Raw genomic sequence first — 18331 nt, forward strand, 5'->3', positions numbered from 1 at the left:
GGTTTTAAAAAGCAAATGAATTTAGCTTTAAAGAAATACTCTAAAATTGATGGGCAAAATTTTGAAGATATACAAGCATCCGTAGTAATTGTTAAAGACCAATTAGATTTATTAGCAAAACTATTTCACAAATTTGATGCCTCTGATTACTTTTCTGGAAACGGATTAAAGCAATTAGAATGTTTAAACAAAGGAGCTGAATTTGTGCAATTAACAAAAAATATCGAAACCCGTTTTATGAATATTGTAAAGCGTTTAAAAGCTGGTTATGATATTTGTTGCGGTGCAGATGAATTTACAGAAATACAAAAAGATACGATTCATTTTTATTTAGCCATTCGTTCGATTGTTTTCAAATTAACAAGAGGAAACGCCCCCGACACTGCACAAATGAATGCTAAAGTTAGCGAACTTATTAAAGAAGCATTAAAAAGTGATGGCGTAGAAGAAATTTTTAAACTAGGCGATGAAACTCAAAATGAAATTGATATTTTTGATGAAGATTATTTAGCTAAAATCGAAAAAATAAAACTTCCGAATACTAAAATAAAATTATTACAGCAATTACTTTTAAAGGCAATTGATGAGCTAAAGAAAACCAATAAAATACAAGGAATAGATTTTTCTAAAAAATTTAAAACTATTGTTGATAAATATAACGAGCGTAAAGAATCTGATATTTTACAAAGTAATGTTTTAGAAGATTTTACTGATGATATTATCGAACTTTATCATAATCTTAGAAAAGAAAAAAATTCTTTTTCAGAAATAGGAATAGATTTTGAAGAAAAAGCATTTTATGATATTTTAAAAGCAATAGCACACAAATACGATTTTGATTATCCTGAGGAAAAATTAATCCATTTAGCCAAAGAAGTAAAAAAAGTAGTTGATGACAAAGCTAAATACACCGATTGGAATCAACGAGATGATATTAAAGCAGAATTAAAAGTTGATTTAATTATTCTTTTAGCAGAAAACGACTACCCTCCTATTACCAAAGATGAAGTATTTAAAGAAATTTTTGAACAAGCAGAAAATTTTAAGAAATATCAAATGGCATAATTTAACTTCTTACAAAAATTTTGAGGGTTTTTATTTATTAAATTAGGTACTCAAATACGCAATGCTATATATAATCCCGTGCTATTTTTTAGTACGGGATTATTTTGGTTTGTCGTAAAAAAAATACACGAAATATTTAAAACTCCTACCAATTAATTTTAATAAGATTTTATACTCTATGTAGATAATGTAGTAAATGTAGCCTAAAACAAAAACTTATTTTTAGAGTAAAAGTTTAAATATATTTCAATAATGAAATATTAGTTAATATCTTTGGTTCAGAAAAAAACACGAAAAAACACGATTTCCTGTAATTTTGTACCTCTATTGTACCTTTTTTTTTGAAACCCCTACAAATACTAACAAAATACTTTCTGTATAGGAAAGTAAGTACACAAACCAAAATATTAAAACCTTATCTTAGGTATTAAATAATTTTCAATATAAAATGAGCCGATTAAAAAATATAATCGGCTCATTTTTTGGTTGTATTTGAGCCGATTAATCTTTTAAAGATTATTTTTAGTTTGTTTTAAATACTGTTTAAATTTTATGCAAAATAAATTCAGTTTGACGAGATTTAACACATTTTTTTAGGGTAATGTCTTATTTTCTTAAACAAGCGATTTCAATCCCTTGGCATACTATTTTCACTTATAAAATTCATATTTACAAACTTTAACACTACTTTTAGTTTTTCAAAAAAAAATTGCTAACAACAATTATAAAACTATCACAACTTTAAACTTATTACATGAATAAATCATCACATAATAAATTAGTATCTTTTATTTGGTCAATTGCTGATGACTGCTTACGCGATGTTTACGTGCGTGGAAAATACCGTGACGTAATTTTACCAATGATTGTTTTACGACGTTTAGATGCCCTTTTAGAACCAACTAAAGAAGCCGTTTTAGAAGAAGTAATATTTCAAAAAGAAGAAATGAAATTTACCGAATGGGACGAAAACGGAATGAAAGATGCTTCTGGATATGTATTTTATAATACCAGCAAATGGACACTTCAAAAAATAAAAAATACAGCAACCAATAGTACGCAAATTTTAGAAGCTAATTTTGAAGAATATTTAAACGGTTTTAGCCCGAACGTAAAAGAAATTATTCAAAAATTTAAACTTCGTAGCCAAATAAGACACATGGCTACTAAAGATGTTTTATTAGATGTTTTAGAAAAATTCACTTCATCTAACATCAATTTAACGCCTTTTGAAAAAGAAGATTCTGATGGTAAAAAATTACCAGCACTTTCTAATTTAGGAATGGGATATGTTTTTGAAGAACTTATCCGAAAATTTAACGAAGAAAATAACGAAGAAGCTGGTGAACATTTTACGCCTCGTGAAGTTATCGACCTAATGACGCATATTATTTTTGAACCTATCAAAGAAAATATCCCGCCTGTAATGACCATTTATGACCCCGCTTGTGGTTCGGGTGGAATGCTTACAGAATCTCAAAATTTTATTAAAGATGAAAATGGAAGCATAAAAGCTATAAATAGTAGCGTCTATTTATACGGAAAAGAAATAAATGACGAAACCTATGCCATTTGTAAAAGTGACATGATGATTAAAGGTGATAGCCCTGAAAATATTCGTCTTGGCTCTACCCTATCTGCTGATGAATTTGCAGGTACTACCTTTGATTTTATGTTGTCTAATCCGCCGTATGGGAAATCATGGAGTAGCGAACAAAAATATATCAAAGATGGTAAAGATGTTATTGATACTCGTTTTCAAATCAACTTAAAAAACTATTTTGGCTCTTTAGAACAAGTCGATGCCATACCACGTTCTAGTGATGGTCAATTATTGTTTTTAATGGAAATGGTATCAAAAATGAAAACTTTAAACCAAAGCCCGTCAGGTTCTCGAATTGCATCGGTACATAATGGTTCTAGTTTATTTACTGGTGATGCTGGTGGCGGTGAAAGTAATATCCGTAGGCATATTATTGAAAATGATTGGTTAGAAGCAATCGTACAATTGCCAAACAACCTATTTTATAATACAGGAATTACTACGTATATCTGGATTTTAAGCAATAATAAATCATCAAAAAGAAAAGGAAAAGTACAATTAATTGACGCTGGACAATTATTCAGAAAATTGCGTAAAAATTTAGGTAACAAAAATTGCGAATTTTCTCCAGAACATATTACCGAAATTGTAAAAACATATACCGATTTAAGTGTTGCCGAACGTGAAGGCGAACAAGGTATTTCTGCTAAAGTTTTTGATAATACCGATTTCGGATATTATAAAGCACAAATTGAACGTCCGAAGCGTTTAAAAGCTCAATTTACAGCAGAAAAAATTGAAACCTTACGTTTTGATAAAGCCATAAAAGAACCGATGCAATACGCCTTTGAAACTTTTGGCGAAAAAGTATATACCGATATTTTAAATCAGAAAGAAAATATTAGTAATTGGTGCGAAAAAAATGAGCTTAATTTATCATCAGCAAATAAAAATAAATTATTTAAACAAGCTACTTGGGAAAAACATTTTAACCTCATAAAAAATGCAAACGCTTTATCAAATGCTATTGGAAATAATGAGTTCAACAATTTTAACGAGTTTAAAAAAATAGTTGATACTGAAATTAAAAATCAAAAATTAAGTATTTCCGCAAGCGATAAAAAAACCATTTTAAATGCCGTTAGCTGGTATAGTGCCGATGCTGAAAAAGTAATCAAAAAAATTGAAAAACTAAATGATGAAAAACTATCTAAACTTTTAAATCATTTAGATTGTAAACAAAAAGATTTAGCAAATTTCGGTTATTTTGCTACCAATAAAAAAGGAGAATACACAACCTACGAAACCGAAAGCGATTTGCGTGACACTGAAAATGTGCCTTTAAAAGATGCTATCCATAGTTATTTTTTAAGAGAAGTAAAACCTCACGTAAACGAAGCGTGGATAAATTTAGACGCAACAAAAATTGGCTACGAAATCAGCTTCAATAAATATTTTTATAAACACACGCCTTTACGCAATATAGAAGACGTTACCAATGATATTATTAATCTTGAGAAACAAAGCGATGGTTTAATTCAAGAAATTTTAAACCTTGTATAATGGAAAAAGAAATTTCATCAATACTTGTAAATTCAGTAAGGTTACTTATACAAAATGCACAAAAAAATGCTGTTAGAGCAATAAATCAAGAACGTGTTTTATTGTATTGGAATATCGGAAAACACATTGTAGAAGAAGAACAAAACGGTAACGAAAGAGCAAATTACGGTAGCTATCTTATTAAAACATTAGCAAAAGAATTAACCACCGATTTTGGCTCAGGATTTTCTATAAGGCAATTGGAATTATGCAGACAATTTTATACTACATTTCCAATTGCGAATGCACTGCGTTCGCAATTGAACTGGACGCAATATCGGTTATTATTACGAATAGAAAATAAAGATAAAAGAAGTTATTATATAGAAGAATCTTGCAAAAATAATTGGAGTGCCAGACAATTAGAACGACAAATAAATAGTCAACTTTATGAACGTTTGCTTTTAAGTAGCGACAAAGAAAAAGTTTTGGCAATTGCAAAAAATGAAGCAACAATACAAAATCCTACAGATATAATTAAAGACCCTATGGTTTTAGAGTTTTTAGGGCTGAAACAAAAAGCTAATTATTACGAAAAAGATTTAGAACAAGCACTAATTACCAATATCCAATCTTTTTTATTAGAGCTTGGCAATGGGTTTTCTTTTGTTGCCAGACAAAAAAGAATTCAATTAGAAGATGATGATTTTTTTATTGACCTCGTTTTCTATAACCGTTTGTTGCGATGTTTTGTTTTGGTTGAATTAAAAACACATAAAGTTACTCACCAAGATATTGGGCAATTACAGATGTACGTTAATTATTATGATAGAATAGAAAAACAACCCGAAGAAAACCCAACCATTGGTATTTTATTATGTGCCGATAAAAATGATAGTATGGTAAAGTTTGCATTACCAGAAAATAACAAAGCCATCTTAGCAAGTAAATATCAAATGTATTTGCCTAGCGAAGCAGAAATATTAGCACAATTAAAAAAGAAAAGCTAAATGGAAATTATAACGAAAAACAACATCAAAAAATATTTAACATATAAAAATTCTGGTGTGGAATGGTTAGGAGAAATTCCTGAGCATTGGGAAGTGAAGCGGTTGAAGTTTATCGGAAATTCAATTATTGGTTTAACATATAGTCCTAATAATTTATGTGAAAAAAACGAAGGTACTTTAGTCTTTAGGTCTTCTAATTTATTTGAAGGAAAAATAAAATATGGTGAAAAAGAAAACGTTTATGTCGATTCAAAAATTTCAGATAAATTAATGGTTAAAGAAAACGATATTTTAATTTGTTCTAGGAATGGAAGTAGAGATTTAATTGGAAAATGTGCTTTGATTTCAAAAAAAGAGATTGGAGCTTCTTTTGGTGCTTTTACTACTGTTTTTAGGTCTGAAATTAATCCTTATATATTCTGTATTCTTAATTCATCAATTTTTAAGATTTTGGCTGGTTCATTTTTGACATCAACTATAAATCAATTAACTATTGGTAATTTGAATTCAATATCTGTTCCACTCCCACCCCTATCCGAGCAAACAAAAATAGCGAAATTTTTAGACGATAAAACCCAAAAAATAGACGAGGCAATCGCCATAAAATCGCAACAAATAAATTTATTAAAAGAACGCAAACAAATTTTAATTCACAAAGCCGTAACTCGTGGTTTAGATACCAACGTAAAACTGAAAAATTCGGGCGTGGAATGGATTGGGGATATTCCTGTGCATTGGGAAGTGAGTAAAAATGGTTATATATCTAGAATTATTAGAGGGGCATCGCCTAGACCTGCTGGACATCCAATGTATTTTGATGGTATAGACATTCCTTGGTTAGCTGTTGGAGATATCACCAAAGATGAAAATATATATTTAAATGAATCTGTAAATTTTTTAACTAAAGCTGGTAAAAAACAAAGTAGATATATTTTAAAAGGAACGTTTGTTTTATCTAATAGCGGAGCAACTTTAGGTGTGCCTAAAATCTTAAATATTTCAGGATGTATCAATGATGGTATTTTAGCTTTTTTAGATTTAAAAGAAGATTTAATTGACAAAATATTTCTGTATTATTATTTTAGTTCACAGACTAAAAGATTAAGAGATGAGATGAATCAAGGAGCAACTCAACCAAATTTAAATACCGATTTAGTAAAACAATTACCTATTGCGCTCCCCCCACTATCCGAACAAAAAGAAATATCATCTTATATAGAAAAATCATCAGAAAAAATAGCGACAGCGATAGGTTTAAAATCGGAAGAAATAGAAAAATTAAAAGAGTATAAAAGTAGTTTGATAAATTCGGTGGTTACAGGGAAAGTTAGGGTTTGTTAATGTGAAAATAACAAATTAGAAAAAGATTAAAAGAGAAAAAGAAAAATTATGGAAAGATTAAACAGAGAAGAAATTCTTAACAAAGCAGAAAGAGAGTCAGAACGTTCAGATTTAAAACAACATGCCGACAAAATGATTAGAGGTTTTGAAAATTTCAATGACTTCTCTTCTAACAGAGCTATTTGGGAATTGGTTCAAAATGCTTGTGATTTAAGTACTGAAAGTAAAATTACAATAGATTATAGGAATAAAGGGTTTTCATTTAGCCATAATGGAAAACCATTTACAACGAACTCTTTAAATTCTTTAATTAAGCAAGTTAGTGGTAAATATGGTGAAGATGAAAATATTCCAGAGGTAGGTAAATATGGAACAGGATTTTTAACTACACATGCTTTTGGTAGAAAATTTCTTCTAAATTCAATAATGGAAGCTGACGGAGCATATTTTCAATTAAATAATTTTGAAATTGATAGAAGACCAAAAGAGTGGAAGAAATTAAGTGATAATATTGGAATTCAAAAAAAGAATGTTTACGAAATTATTAAAAGTGGTACAATAGTAGAAAAACCTATTGAGTTTAAAACTACATTCACTTACTTGCAAGAAACAGGACAAGAAAATAAATATGTTAACGAATCTAGCCAAGATTTAGTCGATTATGTACCCTTAGTTCTTACCATAAATGACAGATTAAAATCTTTATCTATTATAAATGAACAAGGTACACATACAACCTTTGTTTGTAAAGATAAATTTCCTATTGCAAATGATAAAGGAATTAATTTATTTAAAACTATAATTTTAAAAAATGATGAAACTATTGAATTGTATTCTTTAGTGGATTCAGAAAATGAAATTGAAGTTATATTACCAATAAATAAAGATTTAGAGTTATTTGAATTTCCAAAACGAATAGCTCGTTTATTTTTGTATTACCCCTTAGTTGGTTCAGAAGATTTTGGTTCAAATTTCATTATTAATTGTAATGTTTTTTTACCTAATGAACCCCGAAGTGGCATACACCTTAATAGTAATAAAGATCAAGTTAAAGAACAAGAAAAAGCTAATAGGAATATATTAAAAATAGCATCTAAACTAATTTTAGATTTTATAAAAAGTAATGTATTAACCGTTAAAAACCCAATGTATTATGCTGATGTTAACTTCAAGCGAACTTCAGAAAATCATTTATTAAATAATTATTTTAAAGAATTACAAGAGTATTGGAATAACGAATTATTTATATTACCACTAGTCGATACGATTGATGGTTATAAAAGTATTGAAGATATTTATTTCTTTGATGAAGAACTATTTTCTGACCCTTCAGTATTTGATGATATCTATAAATTAGTTTCACAATTTTATAAAGAAATTCCAAGGAAAGAAAAATGTGAAAAATGGACAACTTATTTAACAAAATGGGATAATAATAAAGTTAACTACATAAGTCATAAAGAACTGATTAATTGTATTTCAAAAGAAAATTTATCTAAATTTAACTCTTCTAACCTTTTAAATTATTACGCTAGCTTAGTTAAAGAAGATAAACTTTATTTTTTTTCAGATTATAAATTAATTCCTAATTTAAATGGTGATTTTTGCTATATAAACTCATTATCGCTACCAACTAATATTTCAGATAAATTAATAGAACTTGGTAATATTCTTATACCAGAAACTATTTCTAGTTTAATTTTAAGTAACTTTAAATTCAAATTTCCTTTAGAATCATTTACGAGAAAAGATTTTTCTATAAAAGTTAAAAATAAATTAGATGAAATTAACGCAACAATCAAAATTTGTTTACCGCAAAATTTAGATAAAACAATATATAACCCAATTAAAATTAAAGTAGAAAATAAACTAGATTTTATTTTCTTTAAAGCCTTAATTGATTATTGTAAGCTTAATAATAATATTGAATCTCAAAGTAAGCCATCTAAACTTTTACGTTTATTGAGTAACTATTACAATTTAAATCCAAATTTAATTCACTTAGAAAACATTACTGATACTGAAGAAAATATTGATATTAGATCTGCTCGAAAGGTTTTAGTAAAAATATTTTTTAATCTTTTAGCATATCATAACAATAATTGGGTTGAAGAAAATTTACAATTATTGAAAGATATTGCTCTTTGTTTTGAAGATAGCTTAAAAGAGGTTTATTTAGATTCTAGCATTTACCCTAATCAAGTATATGAATTAAAAAAAACTTCCGAATTAAAAAGAGATAATAAATTATTAGAAGAAATAAAAAATTTATATAACACTGTTAATGGTACTGAAATAAGAAAAATTTTAGCACCAGAAAACTTTAATCAATTTATAAATGAAGAAGATTATAGAACTAATAAATATTTAACAACACAAATTGAAGAAATATTTTTTGAAACAGATATTAAAAATGTCAACGAGCATAAATTTAAAGATGAAATATTATCTATAATTTCTAAACTTAACACGAAACTTTATAAAGAGTTATTCCCTCGATTAGATGATAAAAAAGCGAATCTTATGCTTGATATCGTTACGAATGAAAATACAAAAGAAGATATTTTTTCAATAGTAACACTAAAAGAAGATAAATTAAAAAAACTTGGATTATTAGTTCAAAATGATAATTTTGAAAATATTTTAAACCAAGCAATAATTAATCTTGAAAACGAAAAACAATACAATGCAAATTTTCAATTTAAACATCAAATTGGTACTCATATTGAAAAAGTTTTAAGAGCAAGGTTAGAAAACGTTGTCCCTGATAGTATTAATTATGAAATTAAAGAAGAACAAAATGGTCAAGATATAATTATAAAAATAGATGATATTCCAAAATATTTTATAGAAGTAAAATCTAGATGGGATTCTAGAAGTTCTATTCAAATGTCAAAGAATCAAACTTTACGTTCTTTCGAAGAAAAAGATAATTACGCCCTTTGCTCATTTGACATGACTAAATATGAAGGAGAAGATAGGTATGAAATTACCGATTTTAATAAAATTATTAATTCTGTGAAATTTGTTATTGATATTGGCGAAAGAGTAAAGCACTTAACAGATGTGCTATATCAAACTAATATTGATAGTGAAATTAGATTAAATGGTGAATATAAAACTACCATTCCACAAACAATTGTAAATGAAAAAGGTATGAATGTTCTTGAGTTTGAAAACTATTTAGTAACCTTTTTAGAAAAAGAAATAAGCTATGCACACTAAAACTAACGAACAAGCATTAGAATCTGCTATAGAAAAAATATTAACAGGAACTTGTTTAGAAGATATAAAAGCAGATGGTAAAAATATAAATTCTGTAAATGAAGATACGGAAATTTACCGCACAGGAAAAGGTTATTATATTGGACAAGCCTCTAATTTTAACGCACGTTTTGCTATTGATGAGCAGTTCTTTTGGGAGTTTTTAGAAAACACACAAAAAGAAGAATTAGAGAAAATTCAAAGACAAAACGATTGGAAATTAAAAATACTCAATCGTTTTGATCGATTGGTTAAAAAATACGGTATTCTATACCTTTTAAAGAAAGGCTTACAAGTAGATGATGCTAATTTTACCTTATTTTATCAGTTGCCTTTAGCGAGCAGTAGCCAAACGATAAAAGACAGGTTTGAACAAAATAAATTTAGTATTACCAGACAATTACGCTATTCTATTGACAATCCTAGAGAAGAAATAGATTTGGTGTTGTTCATCAATGGCTTACCTATTGTTACGATGGAGCTTAAAAATGCTTGGACAGGGCAAAATGCAAGAGTTCATGGGCAACATCAATACAAAACGCAACGTGATACTAAACAACCCTTGTTAAATTTCGCACGTTGCATGGTTCATTTTGCAGTAGATACAGATGAAGCCTATATGACCACAAAATTAAATGGTAAAAACACCTTCTTTTTACCATTTAACAAAGGAAATAACCACGGAAAAGGAAACCCTATACTTCCAAAAGGAGCAATTGGACATCGAACAAATTATTTATGGAACGAAATCTTTACCCGTAAAAGTTTAGCTAATATTATTCAACATTTTGTCCGTTTAGATGGCAAAATAAAAGACCCATTACAAGGTAAAACATTGTTTTTTCCAAGGTATCAACAACTAGATGTCGTTCGTAAAATAGTAGCAGATGCCAGTATAAAAGGCGTTGGACAGACTTATTTAATTCAACATTCGGCAGGTTCAGGAAAATCGAATTCGATAACTTGGGCGGCGTATCAATTAATAGAAACCTACCCTGAAAACGAAAATACACCAGGAAATAAAGGCGTAGAACATCCTTTATTTGATTCGGTTATTGTAGTTACCGACCGTAGATTGTTAGACAAACAAATACGAGAAAATATTGCTAGTTTCTCAGAAATAAAAAACATTATTGCCCCCGCCTACTCTTCAAAAGAATTAAGAGAAAGCTTAGAGCAAGGCAAAAAAATAATTATTACGACTATTCAAAAATTCCCATTTATTATTGATGGCATTGCAGATTTAAGTGAAAAACGTTTTGCTGTTATTATTGATGAAGCACACAGTAGCCAAAGTGGTTCGGCACACGATAGTATGAATACTGCTATGGGACAACAAGTAAATGAAGATGATAAATTAGATGCACAAGATAAAATTGTACAAGCGATGCAATCTCGTAAAATGCGTGGAAATGCCTCTTATTTAGCGTTTACAGCAACACCAAAACCGATCACTTTAGAAAAATTTGGAGAAAAACAAGAAGATGGTACTTTTAATGCTTTTCATTTATATTCTATGAAACAAGCTATTGAAGAAGGTTTTATTTTAGATGTTTTATCGAATTATACGACACTGAAAAGTTATTATGAAATAGAAAAATCTATTGAAGATAATCCATTGTTTGACTCTTCAAAAGCACAGAAAAAATTACGTTCTTATGTAGAACAACATCAACAAACTATCAATACGAAAGCCGAAATTATACTCGACCATTTTATTCCGAAAATAGTAAATCAAAAAAAGCTAAAAGGAAAAGCCAAAGCAATGGTTATTACACAAAGCATAGAATCCGCTATTCGCTATTATAAAGCACTTCAAACTATTTTAAAAGATAAAGGAAATCCGTTTAAAATAGCTATTGCATTTTCGGGAACTAAAGAAGTAGATGGTATTGAATATACCGAAGCCGAAATGAATGGTTTTGCAGAAAAAGATACGAAAGATAAATTTGATGAAGATGCTTATCGAATATTGGTGGTCGCTAACAAATACCTAACAGGATTTGATCAACCAAAATTGTGTGCTATGTATGTAGATAAAAAACTACAAGGAGTATTAGCGGTACAAGCATTATCGCGTTTAAATAGGTCTGCAAATAAATTAGGAAAGAAAACAGAAGATTTATTTGTGTTAGATTTTTTCAATTCAACAACAGATATAAAAAACTCTTTTGATCCTTTTTACACAGCAACAACGTTAAGTGAAGCTACAGATGTAAATGTATTACATGAATTAAAAGAAGTACTAGACGATGTAGCCGTTTATGAATGGCATGAAGTAGAAGATTTTAATGAAAAGTTTTTTAATAAAGAAGATGCACAGGTATTAAGCCCAATTATCGAAAGAGCAGCAGAACGTTTTAGTAATGAACTTGATTTAGAAGATGATGAAAAAGCAGATTTTAAAATTAAAGCAAAGCAGTTTGTAAAAATTTACGGACAGATGGCTTCTATTATCGATTTTGAAATTATTGTTTGGGAAAAATTATATTGGTTTTTAAAGTTTTTAATACCTAAATTACCTATAAAACCTGGTGGAATTGATGGTTTAGATGAGTTATTAGAATCTGTAGATTTATCAACTTATGGATTAGAACGTGTACGCTTAAATGAATCTATTGGGTTAGATGATAGCGAGAGTGAAGTTACCCCGCAAAACCCAAACCCAAGAGGAGCACATGGTTCAGAAGAAGAAAAAGATCCTTTAGATTTAATTATAAAAAGTTTTAATGAAAAATGGTTTCAAAACTGGGAAGTAACTCCAGAAGATCAACGTGTAAAATTTGTTAGTTTAACAAAATCTATTCAAGCACATCCTGATTTTCAACCTAAAGTAGTTGAGAATAAAGATCAACAAAATAAAGAATTAGCCTTTAAAAAAATACTAGATGAAGTAATGTCTAAACAGCGAAAAAAAGAACTAGAGCTATATAGATTATACGCTAAAGACGATACTTTTAAAACTGCTTTTTTTGATACAATGAAGCGACTTTCTAGTATTGGTAACTCTATTTAGACTTTAGAGCCTGTTTAAAAATTAAATAACTACGGCAAATCAAGATGCAAATCTGAAATAAATTCAGGTTAACGGATTCGATTCCTTATTTTTGTGATATTTTTTTAGATGAAATTTAAACAGGCTCTAAAAAAATGGCTATTTAATAATATTATTAAATAGCCATTTTATTTATTCCTGATTTATTTTAAGGTTTATTTTAATAGTTTCGATATTGTTTTGTTTGTTCAAAAACGTTTGCAAGAATTGCTTTTTCTTTTTCATCAAATTGGATATTTCTTCTTTTCATGACTACTTCAGCAACTTCAAAAACTTTATTGGTTTTATATTCTGTAAATCCAGCTGCTCCGCCCCAACTAAAAGAAGGTATAAAATTTCGAGGAAATCCGCTACCAAAAATATTGGCAGAAACTCCCACAACAGTTCCTGTATTAAACATCGTATTGATACCACATTTTGAATGATCGCCCATCATTAAACCACAAAATTGTAAGCCTGTTTTTGCGAAACGACCTGTTTCATAGCTCCATAATTTTACCTCAGCATAATTATTTTTAAGGTTTGAATTATTAGAATCTGCTCCAATATTACACCATTCTCCAAGTACAGAATTTCCTAAAAAGCCATCGTGTCCTTTACTGGAATATCCCATTAATACCGAATTATTTACCTCTCCTCCTACTTTGCAATGAGGTCCTAAAGTAGTTGCTCCGTATATTTTTGCTCCTAATTTTAACACCGAACTCTCACACATTGCCAATGCACCTCGCACGACAACGCCTTCCATAATTTCGGCATTTTTTCCGATGTAAATAGGTCCTGAACTAGCGTTTAAAGTTGCAAATGTTAGTTTTGCACCTTCTTCGATAAAAATAGCTTTTTTATTGATATAATTTACCGTTTCAGGGATTGGTTCAGACGTTCTACCTTCGGTAATTAAATCAAAATCGGCACGAATTGCTTTGTCATTTAACGAAAAAATATCCCACGTGTTTTTGACTTGCATTACTTCTTCTTCATATTCGATTTGCTGATATGTTGAAAAATCTACCTCATCTTGCGTATCATTGGTATAAAAAGCAATGACATCTTCTCCTTTAAAAATTGCCTGATTTTTGGTTAATGTTTTTATGGTATCGACCAATAATTCCGTAGGTAAAAAAGAGGCATTTATCAAAATATTTTCTGATAATTCCACCATTGGATATTTTTCTTCTAAATATTCTTCGGTAATTGTGGTAGTAGTTAATCCTAAGTATTTTTCCCATTTTTCACGAATTGTTAAAATTCCGATTCTAATATCGGCAACGGGCTTTGTATAGGTAAATGGTAGTAGCGCAGTTCTAACAGCGCTATCGAATAAAATATAATTCATTTTATTATTATTTATTTTATAAATTATTTATAGTTTCCTTGATGATTATTGCTAATTATAAATTTTTAATGAACACTCACAAACTTACTAATTTGAAATGATTTGAAATCGTTTTAGAAGTTTAAATATTAGCCTTACTTTTGTTTGCACAACCTAAATTGTTATCATGAAAAAAATAGTTGCTTTTATTTTTGTTATTACATTATCTTTATTTGCTTATTATGCTTTTATTTATTATGTACCTTACAGCAAAGGCGTTCGTTCTGGTGAACTTATCAAAATAAGTTATAAAGGCGTTGTTATTAAAAGCTGGGAAGGTGAAATTAGCCAAGGTATTTCTGGAGCTCAAATTTTCTCTTTTTCGGTGCAAGATCATGAGAAAGAAGTTATTGCCGATTTGCAAAAATTTCAAGGAAGGTATGTAAAAATCACTTATAAAGAACTTTACAGTACTTTTGCTTGGCTTGGTGACACGAAATATTTTGTAACAAATGTAGAGCAAGAAAACTCACCACATTTTAGAAGTTTAGAAGAGGCTTCTGATAATTAAAAAATGTTATTAAAAGAGACAATAAATGATGAAAAAATTTAAACACGTAGAGGAAACAGGCATTACTATTTCAGAATTAATGTTGCCTTCACACGCTAATTTTAGCGGTAAAATTCACGGAGGATATATTTTATCATTATTAGACCAAATTGCCTTTGCGTGTGCTTCAAAACACTCTGGCGAATATTGCGTTACAGCATCGGTTGATACGGTTGATTTTTTAAAACCGATTGAAGTTGGCGAATTAGTAACCATGAAAGCTTCGGTAAATTATGCGGGTCGTACTTCGATGGTTGTTGGTATTCGTGTAGAGGCCGAAAATATCAGAACAGGAAAAAAGAAACATTGTAATTCTTCGTATTTTACGATGGTTGCGAAAGATAAAGATGGGAAAAGCGTACAAGTTCCTGGTTTAATTGTAAATGATGATATTGAAATCAGACGTTTTTTAAAGGCAATAAAACGTATCGAAATGAAAAATAAGCGACAAGAAGAGTTTGATAGTGAAGATTTTGTACATCATAATTACATTAAAGATTTAGAGAAATACAATGTAAAAATTGAACTATAATCATTTTTATTTTACTAAAAAATTAAAAACCTTGATCGTCTTAGAACTTTCAAGGTTTTTTTATGGAGCTATTTGTTAACTATAAAGCTAGCGCCAAGCATCTTGCTTGTGCCGTTAAAGAATAATTCAAAAAAAAAGCCTATCATTTCTAATAGACTTTTTAATGTTTAATCTTAAAAAAATTATTTACTTAAGTACATTTTACGTCTTGAATATAAGTCATAAAACTGATCGTCTTTTAAACTATCAATAAATAAAATACTTTCTCCTGTTGATTTCATTTCAGGTCCTAGTTTTTTATTTACGTTCGGAAATTTATTAAACGAAAATACAGGTTGCTTAATAGCATATCCTTCTAACTGCGGATTGAAATCAAAATCTGTCACTTTATTTTCACCTAACATTACTTTTGTTGCGTAATTTACATACGGTTGTTTGTAGGCTTTTGCAATAAAAGGTACGGTACGAGAAGCTCTTGGATTTGCTTCAATAATATAAACGATATCATTTTTAATAGCAAACTGAACATTTATTAAACCAACCGTTTTTAATTCTAAAGCGATGGTTTTGGTATGGTCTTTTATTTGCTGGATTACTAAATCTCCTAAGTTAAAGGCTGGTAAGGTTGCATTTGAATCTCCAGAGTGTACTCCACAAGGTTCAATATGTTCCATAATTCCGATAATTTGTACATTTTCACCATCACAAATTGCATCTGCTTCTGCTTCAATTGCACCATCTAAATAATGGTCTAATAATAATTTATTACCAGGCATTCTTCTTAATAAATCAACAACGTGTTCTATTAATTCTTCTTTGTTGATAACAATTTTCATTCCCTGTCCTCCTAAAACATACGATGGACGTACTAAAATTGGGAAATCTAATTGATCTGCTAAAGCTAAAGCTTCATCTGCTGTTTCTGCAATTCCAAATTCTGGAAAAGGAATATTATTTTTCATTAAAAGATCAGAAAAACTTCCTCTATCTTCAGCTAAATCTAAGGCTTCAAAACTCGTTCCTAAAATTTTGATTCCGTATTTCGTTAATTTCTCCGCTAACTTTAAAGCAGTTTGCCCACCTAACTGAACAATAACTCCTTCTGGTTTTTCATGCTTAATGATGTCATAAATATGTTCCCAAAAAACAGGTTCAAAATATAATTTATCCGCCGTATCAAAATCGGTAGAAACCGTTTCAGGATTACAGTTAATCATGATGGTTTCGTAACCGCATTCTGCAGCTGCTAAAATACCATGAACACAACAGTAATCAAATTCAATTCCTTGCCCGATACGGTTTGGTCCTGAACCTAAAACGATAATTTTTTTCTTTGGAGTCACTTCACTTTCATTAGCGATAATTGTAACACCTTCTTTGGTTACGATATCACTTTCAAAAGTTGAATAATAATATGGCGTTTTTGCTTTAAATTCAGCCGCACAGGTATCAACTAACTTGTAAACTCGGTTGATATTTAATTCCTCTCTTTTACTATATACTTGACTTTCTAAACATTTTAACATATGAGCAATCTGGCGATCTCCATATCCTTTTTGTTTTGCTTCCAATAATAAATCTCTATCAAGCGTATCAACGGTATATTTAGAAATTTCTTTTTCTATTTCGTGTAATTCTTCATATTGCTTTAAGAACCACATATCAATTTGTGTAATTTCGTGGATTTTACTCAACGGAATTCCCATTTTGATAGCATCATAAATAATAAAAACTCTATCCCAAGAAGCGTATGTTAACTTCTCAATAATTTCATCGTAGTTTTTATTTTCTTTTCCATCAGCTCCTAAACCATTACGTTTAATTTCTAATGATTGTGTTGCCTTGTGTAATGCTTCTTGAAACGAACGTCCAATTCCCATTACTTCTCCTACGGATTTCATTTGTAAACCTAAGGTTCTGTCAGAACCTTCAAATTTATCAAAGTTCCATCTAGGTATTTTCACGATTACATAATCTAACGTTGGTTCAAATAAAGCTGATGTCGATTTTGTAATTTGATTATCTAATTCATCTAAATGATAGCCTAAGGCTAATTTAGCAGCAATTTTTGCAATAGGATATCCTGTTGCTTTACTTGCCAATGCTGATGAACGAGAAACTCTTGGATTAATTTCAATAGCAATGATGTCTTCTTTTTCATCTGGAGAAATAGCGAATTGTACGTTACAACCTCCTGCAAAATCACCAATACTACGCATCATATGGATTGCCATATCACGCATTTTTTGGAATGTTCTATCAGAAAGTGTCATTGCTGGAGCTACTGTAATTGAATCTCCTGTGTGAATCCCGATAGGATCCATATTTTCGATTGAACAAATAATAACCACGTTATCATTGGCATCTCTTAACAATTCTAATTCATATTCTTTCCAACCGATAAGTGCTTTATCAATCATGACCTCATGAATAGGAGAAACTTCTAATCCACGAGTTAATAAGGCATCAAAATCTTCTTCTTTATACACAAAAGAAGCTCCTTCTCCACCTAAAGTAAACGAAGCTCTAATGATTAAAGGAAATCCAAATTCTTGTGCAATTTCTTTTCCTTTTAAAAATGATGTTGCCGTAGCTTGAGGCGCCATTGGAATACCAATATCTAACATCAAGTTTCTAAATTTTTCACGATCTTCGGTAATATTAATTGCATCAATATCAACACCGATAATTTCTACACCAAAATCGTTCCAAATACCTTTTTCATCGGCTTCAATACATAAATTTAAGGCTGTTTGTCCACCCATTGTTGGTAAAACGGCATCAATTTGTGGATGTTCTTTTAATATCTGTACTAATGATTTGGTATTTAATGGTAAAAGATACACATGATCAGCCATAGTAGGGTCTGTCATGATCGTTGCAGGATTCGAATTGATTAAAACAGTTTCAATTCCGTCTTCACGTAACGAGCGTAAAGCTTGTGTTCCTGAATAATCAAATTCACAGGCTTGTCCAATAACAATTGGCCCTGATCCGATTATTAAAATAGATTTAAGGTCTTGATTTTTAGGCATTTTAAATAGGTGTTGTGTT

At 29.6% G+C, this 18331-nt stretch carries 10 protein-coding genes; 8 read left to right on the top strand and 2 right to left on the bottom strand.

Features of this window, described 5'->3' with window-relative positions; genetic code table 11:
* The first annotated feature begins 15 nt into the window (after positions 1-15).
* The 6 genes from L0U77_RS05295 (at position 16) to L0U77_RS05320 (ending at position 12781) form a co-directional block, all read left to right on the top strand.
* On the top strand, positions 16-1065 hold the full coding sequence (locus L0U77_RS05295; protein ID WP_233900842.1) for a DUF3387 domain-containing protein: 1050 nt from the start codon (positions 16-18) through the stop codon (positions 1063-1065).
* A 754-nt stretch (positions 1066-1819) separates the two neighbouring features.
* A complete protein-coding gene (locus L0U77_RS05300) occupies positions 1820-4171 on the top strand; it encodes a type I restriction-modification system subunit M (RefSeq protein WP_233900843.1) in 2352 nt (783 codons plus the stop codon).
* Positions 4171-5160: a PDDEXK nuclease domain-containing protein gene (locus L0U77_RS05305; RefSeq protein WP_233900844.1), complete on the top strand. Its 990-nt coding sequence runs from the start codon at positions 4171-4173 to the stop codon at positions 5158-5160. Before L0U77_RS05300 ends, L0U77_RS05305 begins: the two co-directional genes overlap by 1 nt.
* Positions 5161-6501 carry a restriction endonuclease subunit S gene (locus tag L0U77_RS05310; RefSeq protein WP_233900845.1) on the top strand — a complete coding sequence of 447 codons (1341 nt, stop codon included), beginning with the start codon at positions 5161-5163 and terminating at the stop codon, positions 6499-6501.
* Between the two features lie 48 nt (positions 6502-6549).
* The gene (locus L0U77_RS05315) at positions 6550-9726 is read left to right on the top strand and encodes a sacsin N-terminal ATP-binding-like domain-containing protein (protein WP_233900846.1); all 3177 of its coding nucleotides are present in this window, start codon (positions 6550-6552) and stop codon (positions 9724-9726) included.
* On the top strand, positions 9716-12781 hold the full coding sequence (locus tag L0U77_RS05320; RefSeq protein WP_233900847.1) for a type I restriction endonuclease subunit R: 3066 nt from the start codon (positions 9716-9718) through the stop codon (positions 12779-12781). Before L0U77_RS05315 ends, L0U77_RS05320 begins: the two co-directional genes overlap by 11 nt.
* Before the next feature lie 199 nt (positions 12782-12980).
* Here the strand turns inward: L0U77_RS05320 and L0U77_RS05325 are convergent, their stop codons facing one another.
* A complete protein-coding gene (locus tag L0U77_RS05325; RefSeq protein ID WP_233897726.1) occupies positions 12981-14156 on the bottom strand; it encodes a GlmU family protein in 1176 nt (391 codons plus the stop codon).
* Between the two features lie 166 nt (positions 14157-14322).
* On the opposite strand from L0U77_RS05325, the gene L0U77_RS05330 reads away from it, so the two are divergent.
* Together L0U77_RS05330 and L0U77_RS05335 are read left to right on the top strand one after the other, a co-directional pair.
* The gene (locus L0U77_RS05330; RefSeq protein WP_101916988.1) at positions 14323-14706 is read left to right on the top strand and encodes a 6-phosphogluconate dehydrogenase; all 384 of its coding nucleotides are present in this window, start codon (positions 14323-14325) and stop codon (positions 14704-14706) included.
* A 25-nt stretch (positions 14707-14731) separates the two neighbouring features.
* Positions 14732-15277, top strand: a complete 546-nt coding sequence (locus L0U77_RS05335; protein WP_233860969.1) for an acyl-CoA thioesterase — start codon at positions 14732-14734, stop codon at positions 15275-15277.
* Positions 15278-15459: 182 nt separating this feature from the next.
* On the opposite strand, the gene carB is transcribed toward L0U77_RS05335, so the two are convergent.
* The gene (gene carB, locus L0U77_RS05340) at positions 15460-18312 is read right to left on the bottom strand and encodes a carbamoyl-phosphate synthase large subunit (protein ID WP_101916986.1); all 2853 of its coding nucleotides are present in this window, start codon (positions 18310-18312) and stop codon (positions 15460-15462) included.
* Between the last annotated feature and the right edge of the window lie 19 nt (positions 18313-18331).

Origin of the sequence: Tenacibaculum piscium (genome assembly GCF_021390715.1) — a bacterium.
Taxonomy (GTDB): Bacteria; Bacteroidota; Bacteroidia; order Flavobacteriales; family Flavobacteriaceae; genus Polaribacter; species Polaribacter piscius.

What these genes read in the sequence shown, in the direction of transcription:
- L0U77_RS05295 (WP_233900842.1), top strand. Translation starts at nt 16, where the DNA reads ATGAATTTAGCTTTAAAGAAATACTCTAAAATTGATGGGCAAAATTTT.
- L0U77_RS05300 (WP_233900843.1), top strand. Translation starts at nt 1,820, where the DNA reads ATGAATAAATCATCACATAATAAATTAGTATCTTTTATTTGGTCAATT.
- L0U77_RS05305 (WP_233900844.1), top strand. Translation starts at nt 4,171, where the DNA reads ATGGAAAAAGAAATTTCATCAATACTTGTAAATTCAGTAAGGTTACTT.
- L0U77_RS05310 (WP_233900845.1), top strand. Translation starts at nt 5,161, where the DNA reads ATGGAAATTATAACGAAAAACAACATCAAAAAATATTTAACATATAAA.
- L0U77_RS05315 (WP_233900846.1), top strand. Translation starts at nt 6,550, where the DNA reads ATGGAAAGATTAAACAGAGAAGAAATTCTTAACAAAGCAGAAAGAGAG.
- L0U77_RS05320 (WP_233900847.1), top strand. Translation starts at nt 9,716, where the DNA reads ATGCACACTAAAACTAACGAACAAGCATTAGAATCTGCTATAGAAAAA.
- L0U77_RS05325 (WP_233897726.1), bottom strand. Translation starts at nt 14,156, where the DNA reads ATGAATTATATTTTATTCGATAGCGCTGTTAGAACTGCGCTACTACCA.
- L0U77_RS05330 (WP_101916988.1), top strand. Translation starts at nt 14,323, where the DNA reads ATGAAAAAAATAGTTGCTTTTATTTTTGTTATTACATTATCTTTATTT.
- L0U77_RS05335 (WP_233860969.1), top strand. Translation starts at nt 14,732, where the DNA reads ATGATGAAAAAATTTAAACACGTAGAGGAAACAGGCATTACTATTTCA.
- carB (WP_101916986.1), bottom strand. Translation starts at nt 18,312, where the DNA reads ATGCCTAAAAATCAAGACCTTAAATCTATTTTAATAATCGGATCAGGG.